The organism is Runella sp. MFBS21, from assembly GCF_029433105.1.
Classification (GTDB): domain Bacteria; phylum Bacteroidota; class Bacteroidia; order Cytophagales; family Spirosomataceae; genus Runella.
Map to the genome: position 1 here is coordinate 481,156 of NZ_JARNTW010000003.1, position 24,369 is coordinate 505,524.

The 24,369-nt window shown below is 42.7% G+C and carries 19 protein-coding genes; 8 read left to right on the top strand and 11 right to left on the bottom strand.

Annotated elements, in window-relative coordinates; all coding sequences use genetic code 11:
* The first annotated feature begins 104 nt into the window (after window positions 1-104).
* Together tpiA and P1X15_RS09440 are read left to right on the top strand one after the other, a co-directional pair.
* Window positions 105-869, top strand: a complete 765-nt coding sequence (gene tpiA, locus P1X15_RS09435; protein WP_028666887.1) for a triose-phosphate isomerase — start codon at window positions 105-107, stop codon at window positions 867-869.
* 93 nt (window positions 870-962) lie between these two features.
* A complete protein-coding gene (locus tag P1X15_RS09440; protein WP_277337896.1) occupies window positions 963-2,060 on the top strand; it encodes a hypothetical protein in 1,098 nt (365 codons plus the stop codon).
* Here the strand turns inward: P1X15_RS09440 and P1X15_RS09445 are convergent.
* Window positions 2,057-2,830 (bottom strand): amidohydrolase, encoded by a 774-nt coding sequence (locus tag P1X15_RS09445; RefSeq protein WP_277337897.1) that lies wholly within the window; start codon window positions 2,828-2,830, stop codon window positions 2,057-2,059. The two genes, P1X15_RS09440 and P1X15_RS09445, sit on opposite strands and share 4 nt — an antisense overlap.
* Window positions 2,831-2,883: 53 nt before the next feature.
* The gene (locus P1X15_RS09450; RefSeq protein WP_277337898.1) at window positions 2,884-4,197 is read right to left on the bottom strand and encodes an alkaline phosphatase; all 1,314 of its coding nucleotides are present in this window, start codon (window positions 4,195-4,197) and stop codon (window positions 2,884-2,886) included.
* A 96-nt stretch (window positions 4,198-4,293) separates the two neighbouring features.
* Between P1X15_RS09450 and P1X15_RS09455 the strand changes: the two genes are divergently transcribed.
* From P1X15_RS09455 to P1X15_RS09470, 4 genes are all read left to right on the top strand, one after another.
* Window positions 4,294-5,028: a class I SAM-dependent methyltransferase gene (locus P1X15_RS09455; RefSeq protein ID WP_277337899.1), complete on the top strand. Its 735-nt coding sequence runs from the start codon at window positions 4,294-4,296 to the stop codon at window positions 5,026-5,028.
* 146 nt (window positions 5,029-5,174) lie between these two features.
* Window positions 5,175-5,849, top strand: coding sequence for a hypothetical protein (locus P1X15_RS09460; RefSeq protein WP_277337900.1), 675 nt, complete (start codon window positions 5,175-5,177; stop codon window positions 5,847-5,849).
* A 123-nt stretch (window positions 5,850-5,972) separates the two neighbouring features.
* The gene (gene lysA / locus P1X15_RS09465; protein ID WP_277337901.1) at window positions 5,973-7,211 is read left to right on the top strand and encodes a diaminopimelate decarboxylase; all 1,239 of its coding nucleotides are present in this window, start codon (window positions 5,973-5,975) and stop codon (window positions 7,209-7,211) included.
* 94 nt (window positions 7,212-7,305) lie between these two features.
* Complete coding sequence (locus P1X15_RS09470; protein ID WP_028666894.1) at window positions 7,306-8,019, top strand: YebC/PmpR family DNA-binding transcriptional regulator; 714 nt, start codon at window positions 7,306-7,308, stop codon at window positions 8,017-8,019.
* A gap of 35 nt (window positions 8,020-8,054) precedes the next feature.
* Here P1X15_RS09470 and P1X15_RS09475 read toward each other — a convergent pair whose 3' ends face one another.
* The 7 genes from P1X15_RS09475 to P1X15_RS09505 form a co-directional block, all read right to left on the bottom strand.
* On the bottom strand, window positions 8,055-11,465 hold the full coding sequence (locus P1X15_RS09475) for a VCBS repeat-containing protein (protein ID WP_277337903.1): 3,411 nt from the start codon (window positions 11,463-11,465) through the stop codon (window positions 8,055-8,057).
* Window positions 11,466-11,528: 63 nt separating this feature from the next.
* A complete protein-coding gene (locus P1X15_RS09480; protein WP_277337904.1) occupies window positions 11,529-13,070 on the bottom strand; it encodes a RagB/SusD family nutrient uptake outer membrane protein in 1,542 nt (513 codons plus the stop codon).
* Window positions 13,071-13,139: 69 nt separating this feature from the next.
* Window positions 13,140-16,676, bottom strand: a complete 3,537-nt coding sequence (locus tag P1X15_RS09485; RefSeq protein WP_277337905.1) for a TonB-dependent receptor — start codon at window positions 16,674-16,676, stop codon at window positions 13,140-13,142.
* Window positions 16,677-16,737: 61 nt separating this feature from the next.
* Window positions 16,738-17,703 carry a FecR family protein gene (locus P1X15_RS09490; protein WP_277337906.1) on the bottom strand — a complete coding sequence of 322 codons (966 nt, stop codon included), beginning with the start codon at window positions 17,701-17,703 and terminating at the stop codon, window positions 16,738-16,740.
* Window positions 17,704-17,817: 114 nt separating this feature from the next.
* Window positions 17,818-18,435 carry an RNA polymerase sigma factor gene (locus P1X15_RS09495; protein WP_277337907.1) on the bottom strand — a complete coding sequence of 206 codons (618 nt, stop codon included), beginning with the start codon at window positions 18,433-18,435 and terminating at the stop codon, window positions 17,818-17,820.
* 118 nt (window positions 18,436-18,553) lie between these two features.
* The gene (miaA, locus tag P1X15_RS09500; RefSeq protein WP_277337908.1) at window positions 18,554-19,471 is read right to left on the bottom strand and encodes a tRNA (adenosine(37)-N6)-dimethylallyltransferase MiaA; all 918 of its coding nucleotides are present in this window, start codon (window positions 19,469-19,471) and stop codon (window positions 18,554-18,556) included.
* Between the two features lie 83 nt (window positions 19,472-19,554).
* A complete protein-coding gene (locus tag P1X15_RS09505) occupies window positions 19,555-20,013 on the bottom strand; it encodes a hypothetical protein (protein WP_273215460.1) in 459 nt (152 codons plus the stop codon).
* Window positions 20,014-20,148: 135 nt separating this feature from the next.
* Here P1X15_RS09505 and P1X15_RS09510 point away from each other — a divergent pair, with 135 nt between their 5' ends.
* On the top strand, window positions 20,149-20,826 hold the full coding sequence (locus tag P1X15_RS09510) for a DUF4230 domain-containing protein (protein WP_277337909.1): 678 nt from the start codon (window positions 20,149-20,151) through the stop codon (window positions 20,824-20,826).
* A gap of 4 nt (window positions 20,827-20,830) precedes the next feature.
* Here P1X15_RS09510 and holA read toward each other — a convergent pair whose 3' ends face one another.
* Both holA and P1X15_RS09520 read right to left on the bottom strand, forming a co-directional pair.
* A complete protein-coding gene (gene holA, locus P1X15_RS09515) occupies window positions 20,831-21,850 on the bottom strand; it encodes a DNA polymerase III subunit delta (RefSeq protein ID WP_277337910.1) in 1,020 nt (339 codons plus the stop codon).
* A 93-nt stretch (window positions 21,851-21,943) separates the two neighbouring features.
* Window positions 21,944-23,239, bottom strand: coding sequence for a DUF5103 domain-containing protein (locus tag P1X15_RS09520; RefSeq protein ID WP_277337911.1), 1,296 nt, complete (start codon window positions 23,237-23,239; stop codon window positions 21,944-21,946).
* A gap of 101 nt (window positions 23,240-23,340) precedes the next feature.
* Between P1X15_RS09520 and P1X15_RS09525 the strand changes: the two genes are divergently transcribed.
* Window positions 23,341-24,366, top strand: a complete 1,026-nt coding sequence (locus P1X15_RS09525; protein ID WP_277337912.1) for an LD-carboxypeptidase — start codon at window positions 23,341-23,343, stop codon at window positions 24,364-24,366.
* The last annotated feature ends 3 nt before the right edge of the window (window positions 24,367-24,369 follow it).

Consider the following 24,369-nt stretch of genomic DNA (forward strand, 5'->3'; position numbering starts at 1 on the left):
ACTGTTAATTTTGTTGTTTTGAGTTTTACCTTCAAAATCAGTTTTGTAATCCGTATAATATAAAATAAAATTAACCCAATTTTTGTTTAAACCGCTCGATTGAAATGAGAAAAAAAATTGTTGCTGGCAACTGGAAAATGAATAAAACGCTCGATGAAGCGCTCATTCTCACCTCAGAAGTAGTAAATATGGTGCGCGACGAAGTACGCGGCGATGTAGAAGTAGTACTTTGTACGCCTTACATTTATCTGCCAGTACTACAAAAATATGTGGAAGAAGTATCACGCATCTCTTTGGGTGCTCAAAACTGCCATCACAAAGCTTCAGGTGCATACACAGGCGAAATCTCAGCAGCAATGCTTGCTGCCTTGGGTACGCCTTATGTCATTGTCGGGCACAGCGAGCGTCGTCAGTACTTTGGCGAAACAGACGAACTTTTGGCCGAAAAAGTAAAAATTGCACTTGCCAATGGACTCAAGCCTATCTTCTGCTGTGGCGAATTGCTCGAGCAACGTCAAAATGAAGATTTTATAGCTATTGTAAAAAATCAAATCACGGCGGCTCTTTTTGACTTATCAGCCGAAGATTTCGGGAAAGTAGTCATTGCCTACGAACCTGTATGGGCCATTGGTACAGGTCTTACTGCTACTTCACAGCAAGCACAAGACATGCACGCAGCCCTTCGCGCTCATATCGCTTCTCAGTATGGCGAGCAAGTAGCCGATGATACTACTATTTTGTACGGTGGTAGCTGCAACGAAAAAAATGCCCCTGAGCTTTTTGCTTGCCCAGACGTTGACGGTGGGTTGATTGGGGGTGCTTCGCTCAAATCCCGCGAGTTTACGAATATCATCAAAGCTCGGATGTAAGCTGACGACTCTAGAAAAGCTTCTCAGCTTTTCTAGAGTCGTTTCTATTTACTAGTCCTTCACTGCATTACAGCCTCCTCCCAACTCCCTCTCATGAAAAACTCATTCTCTATTTTTCTTTCGGCGATTTTTTGTTTGGTACTCACTCAGTGTCAGCGTCCCGCCACTAAACTATCTCAAGGCGCAATGATTGTCAAAGAAGGGTTTATTGATTGTTTTGAAGCAGGACTACAAGCGGGAGGCAAAGATGTATGGTGCGAAGCTTCGGCGATTTTGTACGACGGCAAAAATGTGACATTGGCAAATGACAAAGATATGCCTGGCGCCAACGCTTCGGTGTTTTATTGGGCATATGCCGATATGGGCACGTTTTCTGCCAAGCCCACTTATCTTACACAATCACTTTTGAAAGCAGCTCAGAAATACGAAGATTTTGCATTGACGCCCAACGGTAAAGTTGCCTTTTTGACCACGGCATTTGATCGTATCAAAGAAGGTAGCCACGAGTGGGATACTTACAACACCCTCTTGTACTGGCTCGTCGGCAACAATCCTCAGCAAATACAGCCTAAAGCCGTGCACCTTGTAGCAGGTGAAAAATTTTCGGTCAGTTTACGAAATGCCCTTTCCAAAGCGCTCACTTCTCCCGAATTTCCAAATGGGATGCCTTATTTCAAAATTGAGGGATTAGCAGCTACCCAAGACAAACTTTATTTTGGAGTGCGGGAAGAAGGAAAACAGTATGACAACTTCAAGTATAAAGCCAAAGTATTGACGGCCTCCTATCACATGGCGGGTGACTCTTTAATATTTGAGAACAATCTTCAAACTATGGCCGATATTAATATTGCCGAACTTCACCCTTCTTTACCCAAACCACTCGCCCTGTCTTGCATCGAATATGACGTACAGCGCAAAATATTTTGGGTACTTACTTCTATGGAAAGTGACACCCAATCCAATTGTGCCTATCTGTGGTGGGCCACCGAAAACGATCTCAAAAACAACAAATTGAACCTTGTTTATGATCGTGCAGGGCAGCCTCTAAAATTCAATCACAAAGCGGAAGATTTAACCCTTGTAGGCGCTCATCGTCTATTGGTGATTCATGATGACGACCGAAACCGCACAAAAATAGGCGACCAGACGCGTCAACCCCATCAAGCCGCCTATTCAGTAGTCGAATTTTAGTACTGAATCTCAAACGCATCGGCATCCAAATGCGCTGGGAAACGCTCTCGAAAGCTCACGAGAGCATCTTTGTCTAAGGTATAAATGACGGTTTTTTCGGCTGAATCTCGGTCAGTAAGCAAATCCCCCTTAAAATCAATCACGACCGAATCTCCCGAATGAGCCACGCCATGTCCATCTTCTCCTACCCGATTGACCCCTAGTACATAACTCAAATTTTCGATAGCTCGCGCTTGCAAAAGCGTATTCCAAGGGTCTCGCCTCACCGCAGGCCAATTGGCTACGTACAGCAACACATCATAGACAAGCCCTTGGTTTCTAGCCCATACTGGAAAACGTAAATCATAACAAATCAGTGGACAAATCCGCCATCCGTTGATTTCTTTGATGATACGTCGCTGCCCTTCGGTATAATGCTCGTGCTCTTTTCCCATCCGAAACAAATGCCGCTTGTCATAATAATCATATTCGCCATTGGGCTGCATCCAAAGCAGCCTATTGAAATATTGCCCTTTTTCTTGAACAATATAACTTCCCGTAACCACCGCTCCCGACTGTGCCGCCATCTGACGCATCCATCTGAAAGTGGTGAGATTCATGGGTTCTGCCAGCGCCTCAGGTTTCATCGAAAAACCCGTCGTAAACATTTCGGGTAATACAATCAAATCAACTTTTTGGGTAATTTCGGCTATTTTTTCCTCCAACATTGCAAGGTTGGCGGTGGGGTTTTCCCAATAAAGTGCCGTCTGAATCAAGGCAACAGTAAGCATCTATTTTTTGTTTATGGAAAATGTCCGTATTCGTTTTAGTAAATAATCCACCCTTATTTCAATTCACTAGCTTTGATTTCACGCGTCCAAAGCGGTTTGTTTTTGGCATCATATACGCTTACTTTTAGCACTCTTTCTTTGGCAGGGCCTGTCACTTCAAAAATGCCAAAATTTCGGGTGTTTTCAACTGTAGTCCCTTCCACAAAAGTAGCGGCCTTTTTTTCTATATCATTGGGTTTTCCAGCTCCTGAAGTAAGGGGAGAAATCGTAAAATCATAAAGAGGATAGGTTCCAAAACGCTCCAACTTGTGCAAAGCTGTGTGGTGGCGGTCACCCGTCAAAAATACTACGCCTGAAATTTTGGCATCCGCAATTTTTTGGAGAAAACGCGCCCGTTCTTCACCATAAGTCGCATAGTTTTCAAACAGATTGGCAGCATTGATTACCTGACCACCCGTCACGATAAATTTAAAAGATGCTTTGCTATTGATAAGTGCATCGATAAGCCATTGGATTTGAGCATCACCAAAATAGGTGCGGTCGTCGGTACGGTTGTTGGGACTACGAAACCAACGATCGTCCAATAAGAAAAACTGTACGTCATTCCATTCAAAAGTACCTGTGCAGGCGCCATCAAAGATATAGTTAGGATTTCCCCAAAAAAGGCGGAAGGCTTCGGAAGTAACATTTTTGAGTGCAAAGCTACGGTCAGCGTCATTGGGGCCATAGTCATGGTCGTCCCAAATAGCATAATGATGCACCGAGCCTAGTAAAGGCTGTAGCTCTGGCAACGAGCGGGTGTGTGTATAGCGATAAAGCACCCCCGTACGTGTATTCCAATCAGGGTCACGGGTGTAAGTATTGTCGCCGCCCCACACCATAAAATCAGGCTTTTGGGAGGCAATACTTTTAAAAATCTCATATTCGCCGCCGTAAGCATTGGGACGGTCGTAGGGAGCATCGTTGATATAAGCACAGCTTCCAAAAGCAAATTTCAAAGCAGGAGGGTCGGTACGCCATTGCCATAAAGTCTGCGATTGAAAACTGAGCTGATAGCTAACATTTGCTTTTTTGCCATCAATCCACACTTCATAATCATACTTCTTGCTAGGCTGCACTTGGTCGGCTATCAGACGTGCAACAAAAGCGGTATTTTTGGCGGTAGTTACCTCATCTGTACTTAGTTTTTGGGCAGGGTTTCCCTGTTCCCAATACATAAACCTCACCTTAGCAGCTTGTTTGGTTTGTACCCAAAGTAACACTTCTCGCATCTCCGAATAGCCCACCATAGGCCCTGACTGAATCTGCGCTAAGCCACACAAAGCACACAGGAACATAAGAGCAAAAAGAAAGGATATTTTCTTCATAGTTATCATTATTTTTGATGCAAGTTAAAAAACAAATGCGGAGTCAAAATCCGTATGGGCAGGTTTTGGTATAAAGTTTTTGTAAAATTCTATCCTATGAAAGACCTCTTCTCTGGGCACGCTCATGATTATGGGCTTTATCGTCCCACTTACCCTACGGCTCTGTATGAATGGGTATTTAGTTATGTCAAGCAGTTTGATTGTGCATGGGATTGTGGCACCGGAAACGGCCAAGTGGCTTCTATACTAGCACAGCGTTTTAAACAAGTAGAAGCCACTGACCTCAGTCAAGCCCAACTTAGTCAGGCAATCGCACTGCCCAATGTACATTATCAAACTTCTCCAGCTGAATACACTCCCTTTGCAGACGCTACTTTCGACCTCATTACAGTAGGCCAAGCGCTTCATTGGTTTGATTTCGGGGCATTTAATGCCGAAGTAAAAAGAGTTGCCAAAAAAGATGCCATCATTTCGGTGTGGGGATATGAGCTATTGCAAATTTTGCCCAAAATCGACGCTATCATTTTGGATTTTTATCGCAACGTGGTGGGGGCATTTTGGGATACTGAACGGCAACATATAGAAAACGAATACGCCGATATTCCTTTTCCTTATCGGAATGTTGAAAAAAAAGTTTTTCTGCAACAATATGATTGGACTCTCACGCAGCTTTGTTTGTATCTCAATACATGGTCGAGTGTACGTAAATTTGAGAAAACCAACGGCTTTAATCCGATTCCTGATTTAGAAGAAAAGCTCTCTCTAGTCTGGGGAACAGCCCCTACCTTGCCCGTCATCTTCCCCGTATTTGCCCAGCTAGGCATCGTGTAAGCCTCCTCTTACCTTAATCATCTACCCCATTATCAGGGCTTTAATACTCCACTCCGTTAAATAAAATCACGAAAGTGAGCTAGGTATTGCTATCTTTTTTTGAAAAATTTGCTTTTCATTGTTCACTTTTATCCAAATTACTTACCATGAAATCTCTCGTTATTACACTACTTGGTTTGGCAATTTCAGCCTCCTCTTTTGCCCAAATTTCCAACGACAATAGCCTTAGTGTACAAATCGACGGCAAAGAATATAAGACCGCTCCTCGCCGTATCAGGATTGGCCCCACATGGTATATTACCGCCAATGCCATTAAGCCCGACAAGTCTTTGCGTTTTTGGTTTTATTCGTTAGAAGGAAAAGAAGTTCCTAGTCCAGGACTATACAAAATTGTGGATGAAGATTATGGTTCCAACAAAAAAACCATGAAAGAATTTACCGAAGACGGCAAATACAAGGGTATCGCCATAGTACGGTATGCTGAAGAAACCCGCAGCCCACGTATGGAATTTCACATGGGAAAATCGCGCCGCGAAAACGGTGGCGAAATAGAAATTACGGCTTCGTCCGAAAAAACACTTGAAGGTAAATTCAACGCTACCCTCGACGGTACTTATTGGAAAGAACGCACTAGCTCGACGGTTTTTGGAGGCGTAGGGCGTATCATCAACAAAATGGAAGACAAAGCCATCACAAGTGCCACAGGCTACGATTCGGATATCGACCCCGAAAAGTGGGACTACAAAAAACAATCCCAAAAAGATGAGATTGCCCTCAAAGACGGGGTCTTTAAATTGGTATTGATGAAAGAAGAAAAATAAGCTACCGCACCGGAATGTTGTGTTATATTTTTTCGCTAAAAGAAACCATTGACTATCTTTGCGCCTCAAAATCTGGAACATCGCCCCAATAACCGTCTGGGGGTTCTGTAATTTAGTCGCTCTGTGAAAATCAATAACAACCAATACGAAATACAAAGCATTCCGGTGCTGGATATTGCCCAGCAATTTGGCACTCCTCTTTATGTGTATGATGCCGATAAAATTGTAGAAAAAATCAATCAACTACGTAGCGCTTTTGCGACGGTTGATTTGAAAATAAAGTTTGCTTGCAAAGCCCTCACCAATATCTCTATCCTCCAACTGATGCGCCAAAATGGCGTCGGGATTGATGTGGTGTCTCCCCAAGAATTAGCGTTAGGATTACATGCAGGCTACCAAGGTAGCGATATTACCTTTACGCCAAGTGGAGTATCTTTTGACGAAATAGAAACCGCAGTTGCGGCAGGTGCGATTATCAATTTGGATAATCTTTCGGTACTTCAAAAATTTGGCGAAAAATACGGCAATACTGTGCCTTGCATGATTCGAATCAAGCCCAATGTGGCAGCGGGTGGCAACGCCAAAATCATGACGGCTCATGAAGGTTCAAAATTTGGAATTGACATTCGTCAACGCGACGAAATCCTCCAAATCGTCAGTCAATATGACATGAACGTGGTAGGGCTGCACCAACACACTGGCTCCGACATCAAAGAAGCAGAAGCCTTTGTACGCGCTGCTGACATCATTTTTGAATTTGCAGCTTCTTTCCCTAAGCTCCAAATCATCGACTTGGGAGGCGGCTTTAAAGTATCCTATAAAGAAGGGGACCCTATCACTGCGATGCCCGAACTAGGGGCTCAACTTAGCGAAGCATTTCACCAACTAAGCCAAAAGCTAGGCCGCAAACTTCAGCTTTGGTTTGAGCCGGGTAAGTTTTTGGTAAGCGAATCAGGGGTTCTTTTGGTAAATGCCAATGTAGTAAAACCCACCCCCAATCGTACTTTTGTAGGAGTCAACTCAGGACTGAATCACTTGATTCGGCCTATGATGTATGGCTCTTATCATCATATCGTAAATGTCTCCAATCCAGTAAGTACACACACTCAAACTTATGATGTAGTAGGGTATATTTGCGAAACTGATACCTTTGCAGAAGCAAGAACCCTCAATGAAGTACACGAAAACGACGTGCTCGCGCTACTCAACGCAGGAGCCTATGGATTTACGATGAGTAGCCAATACAACAGCCGCTTTCGTCCCGCCGAAATACTTGTGTATCAAGGTAAAGCACACCTCATCAGAGCCAGAGAGACAATGGAGGATATATTACGAAATCAAATTCTTTTAAATATTCAATAATCACAGGGAGGTAGTTCGGACAATAGAGCCGAGACTTTATTTCAAAAAAAAGGACTATTTACCTTTTACTAAAACATAGATTCACTCATTTGATATGGGACGCGCGTTTGAATACCGAAAAGCAAGTAAACTAAAGCGGTGGGGAATGATGGCCAAAACCTTCACCCGTATTGGTAAGGATATTGTAATGGCTGTAAAAGCGGGAGGTTCTGATCCTCAAAACAACTCACGCTTACGTGCTATCATCCAAAATGCCAAAGCGGCTAATATGCCCAAAGACAACGTAGAAAGGGCGATCAAGCGGGCCGTGTCTAAAGACCAAGAAGACTACAAAGAGGTAGTATATGAGGGAAAAGGACCGCACGGAATTGCGATTTTGATTGAAGCCACTACCGACAACACCAACCGTACCGTAGCCAATGTGCGTAGCTATTTCAACAAACTTGGCGGCACGCTTGGCACATCGGGCATGCTCGATTACTTGTTTGACCGTAAATGTGTATTCAAAATTTCAGCCGACAATATCGACCTCGAAGAGCTAGAGTTTGAGTTGATTGATTATGGTGCCGAAGAAGTATTTTTGGACGAAGATACCAACGAAATCAACATCTACGGAGAGTTTACGGCCTACGGAAGCCTCCAAACCTTTTTGGAAGAAAAAGGCTATGAACTAAAAGGGGCGGAGTTTACGCGCATCCCGACTGAGCTTAAAGAGCTCACCGAAGAGCAAGCTGCCGAAGTAGATAAGCTCATTGAGCGCATTGAAGAAGACGACGATGTTCAGAATGTATATACCAATATGAAATAAGCCTCTCATGGCTTATTGTACAAAAGCGCGGACTATTACCGCGCTTTTTTTATGTCAACCAAAGGCTTAAAAACTTTCAAGCTATCTGCATTTGAGCCCACGATGAGAGCCGTATGAGTATCTTTGAGCGTGATTTTGGCTACTGTTCTGGCGTCGCTCCTTACCCAAAATCCTGATTTTGAAGTGGCGAGTGGGGTAAAATTCCCACGACCATCTCCCTTCAATGTCCATCCTTGAGAGGCATCATAGCGCCCTGTTAGTGACTCTGGCGCGTACGAATTACCTACTGCTACGATGTCTAATTTGCCGTCTTTATCAAAATCAAGCGGTAAGATATCATTGATAGGGGCGACTTGTGCAGCCGTAGGAAGAAGCTTGGCCTTGAAATGTCCATTACCTAGATTTTCAATATATACTGAGCCCATAATATTGGCTTCTTCTTTGTACATTCCATCTTGGTCTTCTTTAGAAAACAAATCATCAAAGCCCATTTTACCGTATTTATGATAATACAAAACTTTTCGCTTGAGACTCGCCACTTGCTCCACCATCGTCCCACGCGGATGTGCGGGATACTCTCGACCGTCGTTGTAGAGCGACAAAAACGCATCATAATTGCCATTGCTATCAAAATCCTTGGCTCTGACCCTCACAGGCTGCTGTTCAGAAGCTCGATACCGCGAATTCAGCCCTAAATTTCCCACTACAAAATCTATATCACCGTCATTGTCAAAGTCGGCAGCGGCCAAGCTGTTATACCATCCTTTTTGATGATTTAGCTCATGCTCTACTTTTTGTAATGATTTGCCTTGTTTGTTTTTGAGAATCAAAAGGGGCATAAATTCTCCCGTCACTACCAAATCTGGCCAATGGTCATTATCCACATCTACCCATTGGGCCGTCGTTACCATACCAATCGTGGCAAGTTCGGGATTCAATTGGGCGGTCACATCCGTAAATTTCAATTTATCTGGTTGACCTTTGGGAGTATCGTTTCGCAGTATATAGCTACGCGCAGGCTGCGGCCACTTTCGCGGTACTACTCTTCCTCCTACAAATAAGTCCAGATCGCCATCATGGTCATAATCAGCCGCTACCACGCACGAGCCACTTGCGGTAGTAAGGGGTAGTGCCTGCGATGCGGCACTGAAATTGCCCTTACCATCATTCACAAAAAGCATATCTTGATAGGCATCTGTATCGGCAAACTCATTACCTCCTACTACACAATACAAATCATTGTCACCGTCATTATCAGCATCAAAAAGCAACACACCCGTTTCTTCTTGTCTTTTTTCGGCAAGCTGATTGGTCATGTTTTTTTTGATAAACCCTTGGGGAGTTTGTATAAAAAAATATCCACTATGACGCGAAGCACCTGCCACATAAAAATCTTCTAGCCCATCGCCGTTGACATCTCCAACGGCAATTTTAGGGCCTTGGCGAGAATAACGGTGCGGCAAAGTAGGTTGGTAATTAAAGTCCATGTAATCGTTTTCTTCGTGCACAAAAGAAATACCCAAAGATCGACTCGCTTCTATCCAAATAGGCATTTCGGGCGTCTGGAGCAGTTCACGAACCTCATTTTTAGCCTCTTTTTCAGCAAGCACCAAAGTCTGATTTGCACTTACATTTTTTAATAATTGGCGCTTTCCTGAAGACCATTTTATTTCAACTGAATCAATGGAAGGAGTATTACCCAAACCAAAATATTCCATATTTTCGACCGAAGACAAATACCCGCGCTGGAGGGTATGCTCGGCATACTGCTGCTGTTGCTGATGCCACAGGGTGATTTTAGCGCCAATTCCTTCCAGATTGCCTATTTCACCTTGGAGTTTAATTTTCAGGAAATGATTGTTTTTAGATTCTGCGTCTTTGCTTCGAGCATTGTTTTGATACACAAAAGCCTCGTCATTAAGATTATTCATGATAAGGTCTAAGTCGCCATCATCATCAAAATCGGCATAGGCGGTACCATTGCTAAATGTCTTTTCGGGCAAACCCCATTGGGCAGCTTTATTGGTAAATGTCAAATCTTGGTTATTGATAAACAACCAATTGGGCTTTTTAACCTCCCCTAATTCATTGGCTTTTTCACGCAATTGTTGGATTTTCGACGTTTTCCCACCAAAGTTATACTCATTGGCATAAGACGTAAAATCCATATCGGTCACATCCTTGACATAGCCATTGGTAATTAGTAAGTCTTTCCAGCCATCCAAGTTAAAATCCGCAAAAAGCGGCCCCCAACTCCAGTCAGTAGCTGCCACGCCAGCCATGTAGCCAATGTCAGAGAAAGTAACAGCACCATTGCCCATAGGGATGGGACCATTGTTGAGTTGAAGCATATTACGAACAAACTGCGGCTGATACCCTTTCAAAAGTTGTTGCTCATATTTGTCATGCGTTACAGTCGGAAACATCGTTTTTTGCCGTAGATTGTCTTCAGGAAGCATATCTACTACACACAAATCCTCCAATCCGTCGTTGTTGAAATCGGCCATATCTACCCCCATTGAGTTGTGGGATTGATGCGCCAAATAATCCGCTATTTTGTTAGTAAATGTACCATTACGATTATTGATGTAAAGCTGGTCGTTGGACTGAAAATCATTTGCCACATACACATCCGACCAGCCGTCTCCGTTAAAATCTTTGACCACAACCCCTAACCCCCAGCCTTCTATCTGAATTCCAGCCTCTTTGGATACATCTGTGAAATGAGGAAAATTAGGCGAAGCTACCCCTACGTTTTTTGGAAGCGAGCCATCATTACGTAGTAGTTTATCCTGACTATTGCCCGTACCGTCGGTGCGCTGTCCCATGATTTCATTACGGTTAAAATCTTCATGAGAGTTGTTGCAGAGATAAACGTCCAAATCACCGTCATGGTCATAATCAAAAAAAGCCGCTTGGGTAGCATAAGCCGAATCAGCCAGCCCTGCTTCAGCCGCCACTTCCCGAAAAGTAGGAATGCCTTCGTTGTTGTTTCCTTCATTTAGAAAAAGCAAGTTGGGGGCAGGTTTGTTTTTTTGAGGAAATGCCGTAGAAACATAAATATCCAGCCACCCGTCTTGATTAATATCAATCATAGCAACTCCCGTACACCAGTAAGCAGTCTCCGTACGCGCTATTTTTGTAATATCACTAAATCGAATCTTTCCTTCTTGGCTTTCGTTTAAATAGAGCTTACTACTTACTATATTTCCCGCTAAAAACACATCGGGCTTACCGTCATTGTTGACATCGCCTACGCCTACACCTCCCCCATTGTAGATATATTCAAAATTAAACACATTGAGTGTGTCATTTTCTTGGATATTGTTTCGGAAATCAATGCCCGTTTGGGAGGCATCTAACCGCGAGAAGAGGGCATCATCCGAATGGCAGCCCATAAGACAGCTCATTAGCACTACCACAAAAAGAGGAATCAGTTTAGTCATATCACAAATTTATGAAAAAAAGCCCCTCCACATCGAAGGGGCTTTGTCAATAGAGCCTTCAAACTAATAGCTAGGATTTTGGTCTTTTTGTTCAATTTTGGGGTTGTTATCAATTTCACTCTGTGGAATCGGCAACAACTCATGCTTATTGGCAATAAAGTAAGAAATAGGCTCCGTTTTTTGTTTTTTGTTTTTGCGCCAACGAACAATGTCGAAGTTGCGAATTTGCTCGGCTGCAAGCTCTATCATACGCTCATGCACCACCGCATCAAACACTTCGCTCTGATTGCTACAAGGGTAATTTTTGGTAGGATAAGGAGGCATGGCTACCGATTTTCGAGCTCTGACTTGATTCATCAAAGAAATAGCCGCCGCCGAATTGCCCAGTTCATTTTCACATTCGGCTAACATCAACAACACATCTGCATAACGCATGATACGCATATTGATACCACTTGTCACAAACCCATTATCAACTTTATACAAGACAGAATATTTGCGCCAACTTACTTTTTGAGTGACACCATCCACCACCGAAGAGTTTCCTTGCACTCGGTCGTCAGTCATGGTACTTGCACCGTTGTTGAATTTGTCACCTTCTTTCCAATAAGACATATCATAACGAGGGTCATTTTTGGCATCTCCTTTAGAAACCCTTTCGTAAGCGTTCAGCATTTTGTTGGAAGGAATTACATTTCGCCATCCTACGGCTGAATATTCCTGCGTACGTACGGTTTCTTCTTGAACAGCCGAGCCATCACTATCGCCGCCCCAGTTGTAAGCGCCTCCTGACTGGGCATATACTATTTCAAAAATAGACTCACTATTAAACTCACCTTCTTCGTTGGTCAAGTCGAGGTAATTGTCCACCAATTTATAAAACCCCGAATTTACTATTTTCTGTAATTCAGTTTTGGCACTATTGTAGTCACCCATTTGAAGATAGGTACGTGCCAAAAGCGTCTGAGCCGCCGCCTTAGTAGCACGCCCTTGGTTGTTGGCATCATAAGAAGCTGGGAGACCTGATTCGGCCGCTTTCAAATCTGCAATCACCAAATCAAATACTTCTTTTTGAGTAGAACGAGGCGCTGAGCCTTCTACCGACTTTACAAACTCTTTATAAATAGGTACACCTCCAAAAAACACCCCTAGTTCGTAATAAGCCCATGCTCTTAAAAAGCGAGCTTCGCCCACGAGACGGTCACGGGTAGCGGTAGGCATATTGGCTACAGTAGGGCCTTTTTCAATGATTACATTGGCTCTGTGAATAGTACGATACCATCCTCTCCAGATACTATTTGTGAGACCATTGGCGGGGTCATGAACCCCAATCAAGAGCTGATTACGAGGTGTTTCGAGCTGTCCTCCCCCTGAAGCCATCTCATCTCCTCGAAGGTCGTGGGTAAAAAACCATTCTCTTGAAACCAAGCTATTTGACTGTATTAGGGCATAGACAGCATTTACGCCCGCTGTCAGTTCGGCTTCATTGTTAAAATAAGTCTCAAACGTCACCCCATTAGGGTTTACTTTGTTTAAGTCTTCGTCGCTACAGCTGGTGGCCATCCCAAAAGCCAATATACCAGTAATCACGATTGCTTTTTTCATTGGTATTTTCATCATTATTGAAATCCTTTTAATGTGTTAAGTCCGCACACTTTTCTAAAATTTACTAGGCTAGAATCCTAAACTTACCCCAAACATCAAAGTACGGGCTTGTGGATACTGACCATAGTCGATTCCATTGTTCAATAAATTATAGCTTTTTGAAGAAACTTCAGGGTCGTAGCCTGTATATTTAGTAAAGGTCAAGAGGTTTTGGCTTGACACATATACTCTAAGCTTATTTACAGCATTTCGGGTCAGTTTGCTAAGCGAAGCCGCCGGAATGGTATAGCCAATGCTTAGGTTTTTGAGACGTAAATAAGAACCATCTTCCAAGAAGCGATCGGATGTGCGAGTGTTTTGATTAGGATCCCCACTTACAGCTCTTGGCACATCCGTATTGGTATTTTGTGGCGTCCAAGCATTCAAAACATCGGTAGTAGAATTAAACAAACGAAGCATTCCTTGTCCAATCACTTTGGTACCATTATAGACTTTATTGCCTTGTACTCCTTGGAAATAAAGGGTAAAGTCAAAGTTTTTGAAATTACCAGACCAGTTGAGACCATACGAAAACTTAGGAATAAAGCTACCCAAATAAGTGCGGTCGCTTGCATCTACTTTGCCGTCGCCATTGAGGTCTCTAAATTTGATATCACCAGGAGCGGTTTTATCGTTTTGGTAATAAATCGTCTGTCCATTGGCATCTTTTTTGTTCACAGCGTCGATTTCGGCTTGATTCTGGAAGATTTTTTCTACCTGCCATCCATAGAAAGATTGAATAGGATGCCCTGCTTCGGTACGCGTAATGTCATTGCCACCAAAGTCAGAATTAGCCCCCGAATTGATAGTAGCACTTGGCGTAGCCAAACTCAACACTTTATTGCGCGTCACGTCAAAAGTTCCAGTAAGATTCCAATTGAAGTTACTGCTACTATAATTATAACCTGCGGCAAGTTCAAAACCCCAGTTTTTCATGCTTCCAACGTTGGCAAGGGGGCTTTCTGAATATCCTAATGACTCAGACAAAGGTACACTCAACAATAACCCCTCTGTTTGACGAGTATAGTATTCGGTGCTTACAGTGATTTTGTTGCTCATAAGAGATAAATCTAGGCCTACGTTGCTCATACTTGTCACCTCCCAGCTCAACTGATTGTTGCCCAATCGGTTGAAGTACGAACCTAGGTTAGTATTTTGATTCCCAAAAGGATAAATGGTGTTATTGGCTTGAACCAATGGCTGCCATTCATAATCGCCGATAGAGTTGTATCCTGTTTGACCATAGCTTGCACGAAGTTTCAATTCAGAAATCATCGGTAAAGAGTTCATAAATTCTTCTTCGCTGATACGCCACCCTACCGATACGGCAGGGAAGGTTCCCCATTTCCGCCCTGGAGCAAACTTAGAAGAGCCATCTCTCCGAATCGACCCTCCTATTAGATACTTACCAGCATACTCGTAATTGAGACGACCTACGTACGAAATCAAGGTGTTTTCTGACAATGTACTTGAGCCATTTGGATTAGATACCCCCTGAATCACCTGAATATTGTTGTCGGGACGTTGTCCTCGTGCTGTCAGACCTCTTGAAGAAGCTCGTTGCTTTTCGGCCACCGCTGTTAGATTCACGTAATGTTTACCCAACGTTTTTTCAAAAGTCAATTGATTTGTAAACACCGCCGAGAAATATTGATTACGTGTTTCGCTCACGTCGGCAATAACCCGGCTACGGTTACCGTCATTGTAGATAGGTAAAAACGAATTGAAACGCGATGTAGCAAAATCTCCCCCCATCGTAAAGCGATACCTCAACCAATCGGTAAACTTAAGTTCGGCAAACATCGTCCCTAAAAACTTAAAAGCGCGGTCGGTTTGATACTGCTGCTCTTGTTCTGCCACGCGAAGTGGATTTTCGGGGTCAGTAGCGTCTAAGCCTTGGGCTGTTGTGCTGAACCCTCCAATTTTTGTTGGGTCGCGTTCGGGCCAATACGGAATCATCCTCATGATATTCATTACCAAACTCCGACCACCTCCGTCTCGCTCTTGGGTGCGGAAGTCGGTAGCTGCTAATAAGGTTTGTCCAATCGTCAGGTACTTATTGACCTTATGGTCAGAGTTAATACGAAAACTTTGGCGATCGTAGTTGGTAAAAGGCAAAATCCCTTCCTGTTTGAAATACCCTAATGATGCATAAAAACGTGAGGTGGAATTACCGCCTGATAGCGATATCTGATTGTCAGTAATAGGGGCATTTCTAAACATCGTCTTTTGCCAGTCGGTATCGGTCTGTGCAAAAGTCTGCGTAGCACCGTCGTAAATAGGAACATTCAGATTCGTAAATCGTCCCGGAATAGGCTGTCCGGCGGCGGTCAAGAGCGCTGTACCATAACGAATATATTCATCGCGGTTGAGTAAATCGAGGGTTCGCCAAGCCGATTGAGTACCTACATAAGAATCAATTCCGATGCTCAATTTCCCATTGTTGGAGCCTTTTTTGGTAGTAATCAAAACCACCCCGTTAGCTGCCCGAGACCCATAAATAGCTGCGGCACTTGCATCTTTAAGTACTTCCAACGACTCAATGTCTTTGGGGTCAATATTGTTGAGCCCTCCTGCTGGAACCCCATCTATCACATACAATGGATTGGGATTAAGGCTAATAGAACCTACACCACGTATCCTTACTACCGGCTCAGAACCTGGGCCGCTGTTGTTGGTAATCGATACCCCCGGTACACGTCCTTGCATCGCTTGCGTGGCACTTACTACGGGCAAAGCCTTGAGTTCTTTCTGAGTTACTGACGATACGGCTCCCGTCAATGAGGATTTTTTCTGAGTACCATACCCTACCACAACTACTTCATTCAAAGATGAAGTAGAGGCTGCCAAAGCTATATCAATAGATGTACGTCCCGATGTTACTCTTACTTCTTGGGAGGCGTACCCAATAAAGCTAAAAACCAAGGTTACATCTCCGTCAGGTACCGACAATTGATAACGTCCCTGTCCGTCGGTAGTAGTACCTTTGTTAGTACCTTTTAGAAGTACACTTACTCCTGCTAGCATTTCTCCACTTTCTTGGTCCGTAATTTTACCTTGGACTGTACGGTCAGCGATTGATGTCATGCTGAACCCCATACGGGTTATCTTCGAAGCCATCAATGTATTAGGAGTGGTATTGATTTCACTTACGCTATGAGAGGTTTCAGGGAAATCGACTTTGTTGAGCTTACGAATCACTTTTTCTTTCTTTTGCTCACTTGACAAAATAATGTAGAAATTATCGCGTACTTTCTCGTATTTAAGGCCACTATTTTTTAGGACTTTATCAAGTTGATCTTCTACTTTAGATGCTTTTCCAGTATTGACCAACGGAATTTGAGCATCCATTAATTCACTACGATAAATAAACGATACTTTATACCGTTTTTCTAAATCAGTAAGTACAGTCTTAAGGGCTATCATTTTGGGTCGTTCGGAGGTACTCCCATTCTCTTGAGGCGTGTAACGCTGATTCGACGCTACCAACTGAGCATGTGATGATTCTGTAAACAGAACACCCACAAGTCCCAAGCTCATCAGCCAGTGTACAATTCGTTTCATCATGTGTGTAGTTTTAGGTTTTGAGTGAGTTTAACTTTGTTTTGGGTGATTAATTGAAAAATGGCTATTGATTGGATTGGATAATGACTTTATCTTGATTTTTAATAATTTTCAGATCAAACAAACGTCCTAGAGCTTCTAGCAAAATATCAATATTTTGGGTAGGAATTGTGCCCGAAAATTCTTGACGAAGTAGCGTTTTGTCTTCTATTACTACTTCTAATCCATAGGTATCTTCTAGCTGTTGGGCGATGTCAGCCAGCGACATTTTGTCAAAAGTGAGTCGGGCATTACGCCACGAAGAATAGACTTCAGAATTAACCCTACGGGCGACAAGTTTTGTATCCTGAGCATTTGACTCGTACAAGTCCCCTGGCTTCATTACCAAAGGTGTATAGTCTTGCTCTGAATGAGTGAGTTGAATCTTTCCAGTATTTAGTACTACGCGAGTTTTGGTTTTACGAGCATACACATCAAATTCAGTCCCGAGTACTTCTACATTTACTTTATTGGGTAAATGCACCAAAAAATGCTGATGATTAGGAGTATGAGCTACCTGAAAAAAGCCCTCCCCCTCAATCCACACCTCCCGCTTCTGAAAACTGTGCCACTGTTTTTTGAAACGTAATTTTGAATTGCCATTGAGAGTGATTAGCGTACTATCAGATAGTTTTACGGTGCGCGTCTCGCCATAGGCAGTTTGAACAATCTCCTCTTTCATAAACTGATACCAATACCCTCCTGCTAGTACTACCATAGCTGCTGCCACCCAACGTGCCCATGTCCAATACATCGAATGCACATTAGAAAAAGTCGTGCGCTTATTGATTTTTTGTTGCAGGCGAGCCAATAAGGCTTCCGAATCAAAAGCAGCTTCTGATTCACTAAGCTCTCTATGGGCTAAGTCATCATCTAAACGCTGCTGTAAGTACTGCTGTCCTTCTTTAGTATCAAACCACTTGAGTACTAGCTCAGCCTCTTCTACGCTGCACTGATTATTAAAATACTTTTCAACTAATTCTGATTGCATAGGTTGACGTGTAAGAAATGTTACTTCCTTATACACCAAACCACAAGAGTGGTATTATACTAAATGAAGATTATTTTAAGTTTTTTTTAGATAAAAAACCTAGAAGATTGAAAATCAAAACATTATCCAAAATAATATTGGAAATAAAACAATTTCAATACGGTGTTGAACGTAGGTTCTGAGAAAATGAAGGGCTTGAGAAAATTGAAATTTAACCGTATTAATAGAGAGACCCATTTGAAACGCTACTTCCTCGTTTTTGAGCCCACTTTGCATTCTTAGTTCGAATACTTTCTTTTTTTGAGGCGACAACTTTGAAATTCCCTGCTGAAGTATGCTACTATATTCGTCCCATTGTTTGACTTCCTCCCCTGTTCCTTCGCTTTCAGACCAGTCGAGGGTGTATTCGATGTATCGTAAAATCTCGCGTTTTTGATCCCTTAACACATTAAGAAGGTGATTTTTCATCATAGTCGCCAAAAAACCTTTGAGAGACTGCTGGGTATTTAATTGATAACGATGAGTCCAAAACTTCAAAAAAATATCTTGGAGCGCATCTTCTGCCAAAGCGGGATCTTTAAGATATTTCAAAGCAATTCCATACAAATACCGATTGTATAAACGGTATACTTTAGCGAAAGCAGCCTCTGCCAAAGAGGTAGCCTCTGCTTGAAGATCCACTATCAGTTGTACTTCTATTGTAGAGTTGCTTCTCGCGACCGAAGGGTGCATTTTTTTAAAATTACTTATTCAACCTATGTACTTTATTTGTCAAACTTCACTGCCTATTAGTGAAATTTTATCTAAATATAGTAATATATTTTTAACAAAGCAACAGCTTATGGTAATTTTAACTATATCTTTTTGAAATTAAATCAACTTCCTTTACAATCCCCTCAAAATCAGACGCTTTAAACCATCTAAAATTCCCTTGATGCTTAAACCATGTAAGCTGGCGCTTAGCATAGCGGCGCGAGTTGCGCTTCAACAATCTAACCATTTCATTAAACCCATATTGCCCGTCGAAATAATCGAAAACTTCTTTATAACCTACCGTTTGGAGAGCATTATGCTCGCGATACGGTAGTAGGGATTTGGCCTCTTCGACAAGCCCTTTACGAAGCATATCATCCATTCGCATATCAATGCGCTGATACAATTCTTCCCGGTCTCTTTCGAGCGCTATTGGGATGATTTGAAAGGGACGTTTTACAGGCTGACGCTCGCGAAAAGACGAAAAAGGTTTAGATGTCATTATACATACTTCCAAGGCACGCACCACTCTTTGCGTATTTTGGAGGTCGTTTTGGGCACAATAAACTGGATCTAATTCACGCAGCTGACTCTGGAGCGATTCAAGTCCTTCGAGTTGGAGTCGATGCATAAGTTCGGTGCGAAGCTCCAGCGGAGTCTCAGGCAAATCATCCAATCCTTCACATACTGCTTTGATATAAAGCCCTGAGCCTCCTGTCAAGATGACAATGTCTTTTGTCTCAAAAATCTTATCTATCACCGCCAAAGCATCTCGCTCAAAGGCCCCTGCACTATACAAAATATCAATCGAATGAGAATCTATAAAATGATGCGGTACACCCGCCATTTCTTCGGGGGTGGGTTTGGCAGTACCGATGCTCAATTCTCGATAAAACTGCCGCGAATCGGCCGAGATTACCTCTGTATCAAAAAATTTTGCCAAACGCACACACAGATTTGTTTTTCCTACTGCCGTGGGGCCCGCAATCACTACCAGCGTTTTTGGAGTTGGCATATCATCATAAAAAAAAGCTAAGTGTTCAATATCAGGCTTCTTCAAACCTTTTACTCAACACTTAGCCAACAAAAATGTATTAATTAATTTGCTTTTAAAGTCAACTCTTCCGTTTCTCCTGATACGTTTTTAGTTGATATTTCTAGCGTATTTCGCGTAAAATTGCTTATCGTATATTTTGTGGTTTTATTGAGAATAAGCTCCGTCTCGGCGGTATTAAATTCCCAACTTCCCTTTTCATAAACTTGTTCGTCAGTAGGTTTACATTTGGTTGCACCTTCATTACGCTCATACGTTTTGTTGGTATTAAAAACCCAATTATCATCCTTAGCACACGCAAGTGTGTAAGGCAATACATTCAAACCATTTACTTTGGCTACTTCTACCCGCCATGATTTAGTGGAGGTTCCGGCCAGCAATTCGGTCTTGGTGACACCTGGCTCAGGTTGGGGGTCATCCTCGTCATCTCCTTTTGTAGTCTCACATCCTAGCACTCCCACCACTAGTGACACTGCCAGCAACCATGTAAAAACAAGTTTCATGCTTTCAAATTATATTTATTCAAAATAACGCTTTTCTTTTTAAAGAAGCAATGATTTTGCCAAAGTTACCCTTTGTTTCTTCCACAAATTAGAAAACGAAAAATTTATCTAACTTTCGCAAAATCATCACAAGCAATGGACTTTTCTTTATTACTTTTTTTCCTTATTACGCTCGGCCTAGGCGGTGGGCTTGGATTTGGTACTTTATATTTTTTAAAGTCCAAACAAAATGCCAATAAGCAACTCGTTCAGTCTTCTACTATTTTGCTAGAACGCATCGAAAAGGTGTTTAAGGTAGTGATGGCTGAAGGCTATTTTACCGAAATATTTGATTATAAAGACGACAAAAAGTTTTTATATCTTTTCAAAAACTCAAAAAAAGCACTCATCATCGCCAAAGCGAAAGTGCTCGTAGGATTTGATTTTGCAAAGATGCGATTTCACATTGACGAAAAAACCAACAAAATGGTCATAGAATATTTTCCCGAACCAGAGGTGCTTTCAATCGATACTGATTATAAATTTTATGATATTGAGCACGGCATTTGGAACAGGTTCAATCACGAAGATTATACAAACCTGCTGGTAGATGCCAAACAAGCCATGAACGAAAAAGCGCTTACAAGCGACTTACCCCGTATTGCCAATAATCAGGTACAATTCATGATGTTTCAGTTGGCATCTTCGATGGGTTGGAATATTGATATGCAGCTTCCCCCTTCCAACCAAAAAAAGCTCGAACAATTTAACGAATATGACGAAGTAAAGGCGGAAGTTTTGCCCTTGCCCAAAGACGAAAATGACGAAGACTAGTCTGTCAATGCAAAATCCGAAAGATAAGTTCTTTCAAAATAGCTTCTTCATTGACGGTACCTGATTCAATGCCTTTGGAGGCATTGTCGGCATGGCGAATCGCTTTGATGGCATTGACCACATGCCCCAATGAATACTGACGTGCTGCCGATAAATAATCTTTCACAAAAAACGGATTAACCCCCAATACCGAAGCCAAATTACCTTCTGACTTATCCTGAGTACCGTGAATGACTAATACTTTACTGAAAAAATTGTAAAGAATAATCAACACCTGTGGCAAGGGATTTTCTTTGGTATGGGTCGCGAAATAATTAGCGATTTTATTGGCTTTAATCACATCCCGCTGAGTGAGTGCTTTCTGAAGCTCAAATACGTTGTATTCTTTGCTGATACCCACATATTTTTCCACCACTCCGGCGGTGATTTCGTCACTAGCTGAGAGATTGAGTAAGATTTTGTCGATTTCGCTCGTAATACGTTTCAAGTCATTGCCAATATTTTCGACCAGCATCTGAATCGCCTTGATACTGATTTTGGCTCCTAAGCTACGCGTGTATTCGCCTACCCAATCGGGGAGTTTGTTGTCGTACATTTTTTTACATTGTACCAGCACGCCATTTTTTTCGAAAGTCTTGGGCAAGGACTTTCGCATGTCAAAATTTCCTTGAAAACACAATACCAATATCGTAGAAGACAACGGCCGCGTAGCATAGTCCTCTAGCAAAGTAGTTTTTTCTTTGTTGTCGATACCGCTGATTTGCTGGGCTTCTTTGACCAATACGAGCTGGCGCTCCGCCATAAAAGGAAACCGACGAGCATAATTTAGGATGGCTCCCAAATCAACATCTTTGCCAAAGAGCACAAATTGATTAAAGCCTTTTTCGGCTTCTGGAACTGCCACTTTTTCGATGGCCTCCGCCAATTGCTCAATGTAGTAAGGTTCATCGCCGTAGATAAAATACAAAGGTTGTAGTTTTTTTTGGCGAATTTCTTTGAGCGTTTGTTCGGGGGTAAGATTCATGAAGTAGTAGTTTACAAAAATGCCATGGGGGCTATTGAAGACCATGTAGGCCGCAAAAATCGGAAATCATCTATCAGAAATCAACTATATCTTTTACCTTCTTCCATATTCAATCAATCGATACCCTACAAGTTGGTCAGCTCTAGCCGCCGGAGGGCGGTGATAGACAAAGATTTCGTAATCGTTGGCGGTGTTAGAAAAACTCCCTTCAAAAGAAACATCGTCCATCTGGCCGTCTCCTTTCAAAGCATAATAGCAGTAATTTACCACGCCTTGTTTGATATACATACTCGCTTCGTAAGCTCCTGAGCTATTATTGTAGGTCATGCGGCTGGCGTCGTCGTGCTGCCATAGATTAAAAGCTCCCCCTACATACACCTGCGCGTTGGGATATAAGGGAGATTGAAGCGTAAATACAACATTGAGGTAATCGGCTTCATTGGAACTATTGGCGGCATCTCGATTGAGTACAATGTACTGTCCATTGAGGTCTTGCGCCTGAAAATTTGCTCCCCCCGCCAGTCGAGAAGCATCTTTGTGAAGTCGCACTATGGTCTGGTCAGGCAGTTGCTCAATGTCATTGACGCTCATTCCTACGGCTCGTGACAGGCGAGTATCAAACCAGCGAAACTCATTGCCTCCTAGAATGTTGTTGGACAAGTCAAAGGGGCGGTACTCCAATCGATAATCAAAAGCCCGCACATTGGTAGGACGTAGTTTTGTAAGGACTTTGTCCCAACGGAAATTTTGTCGAATTACTATTTTTAAATCATCCTGTGGTGACAATAGCTCATATCCTTTGTATTCGATATCAAAATCTATCTGTTGGTGAGTGCGCTGCTCGGCTATGCCGGTCGAAAGTCGGACTTGAGGCGATACATTTACCCGCGCCTGATACACCATAAACCGCCGACTCAATACTAATTTGGCAGGTCGTTTGTCTTCGTATACCGCTACTACGTAGTTTCCAGGAAGCTTCAACTTAGGTAATTCAAATACATAGTGGAAGTAAGGAACTTTGGTATTGAACGATGATTGATAGTCGTTGATAGGGTAATCATTGTATTCATAAGTAAACTCAATATCGTTGAGATTGGAAGGAGTCCAGTCTGCATTACAATGAAAAACCTTATAACGAAAACTACGAAAACGCGCCGAAAGATCATCAAACTCGGCAATGAGTGGGGTATTGGAATCCAAGCTCACCACTGGCGGATAAGTAGTACGGGCGGGGTCTTGCAACTGCACGGGAGCAGGATATACCGCTACTGTTTTGATATTGGCTTCATAGATAGCATCTTCATAGCGCAGGCCATTGAGTTTTTGAGCAAAAAGGTTCGTGGTTATGCCCAAAAACATTATCAAGAAATAAGTAAGTTGTTTAATCATTACATAATTTTCTTTTGGTATATACCTTGTACTCTAACGGAATGAGGTTCATTTTTGTGTTTTCAAATCACTATATTGCACAAATGTAAAAACTGATTTCCATGCAACGTCGAAATTTCCTCCAAACCCTTGCCGCAACCACCACACTCACCGTGCCAGCTTTTTCAAAAGCAAAGCCAATCATCAAACCTCCTCGCCTCAAGCCCGGCGATACCGTCGGTTTGGTATGCCCTGCTGCTCCTGCTTATAGCAAACAAACCGTGGAGGTCATTGCAGAATCTATGCAAGCATTAGGATTTAAGGTCAAATATGGCAAAAGAATGTGGGAAAGATATGGCTACTTGGCAGGAAAAGACGACGAACGCGCCGCCGACATCAACGAAATGTTTGCCGACCGTTCGGTACAAGCCATTGTATGCGTACATGGTGGATGGGGTTGTGCACGCCTTTTACCACTTTTAGACTACGACATGATACGCAAAAACCCCAAGGTACTCCTTGGTTACTCAGATGTCACGGCTTTGTTGTTAGGGATTTATAGTCAAACGGGCCTTGTGACTTTCCATGGTCCCGTAGGAGCAGTAAGTTGGAATGAATTTACGGTGAGTTATTTACGAAAAGTTTTGATGAACGGAGAAGCGATTCTTTACAAAAACCCAAAAGTTATAGGTGATAACCTCACTCAAGTAGCTGACCGCATCGACGTAATCAACTCCGGGAAAGCCCGTGGACGTCTATTGGGCGGAAACCTTACCGTCTTGAGTCACTTGCTAGGTACGCCTTATTTACCTGAATGGAAAGGTTCACTTTTTTTTGCGGAAGATGTAAGTGAGGCTCCCTACCGCATGGACCGTATGATTACGCAAGTGAAGTTGGCAGGAATCTTAGACGAAGTCAATGGTTTTATTTTTGGTAAATGTACCGAATGCGACCCTGGCGACGGTAGCTACGGCTCACTCACCCTCGAAGACCTCTGGAACGACCACATCCGTCCTTCTCAAAAACCTGCCTTTGCGGGAGCTATGATTGGGCATATTCGCCAAAAGTTCACAATTCCCGTAGGCGTCGAAGCCGAAATGGACGCCCAAGCTGGCACGATTCGCTTCTTAGAAAGTGCCGTAATCTAAACG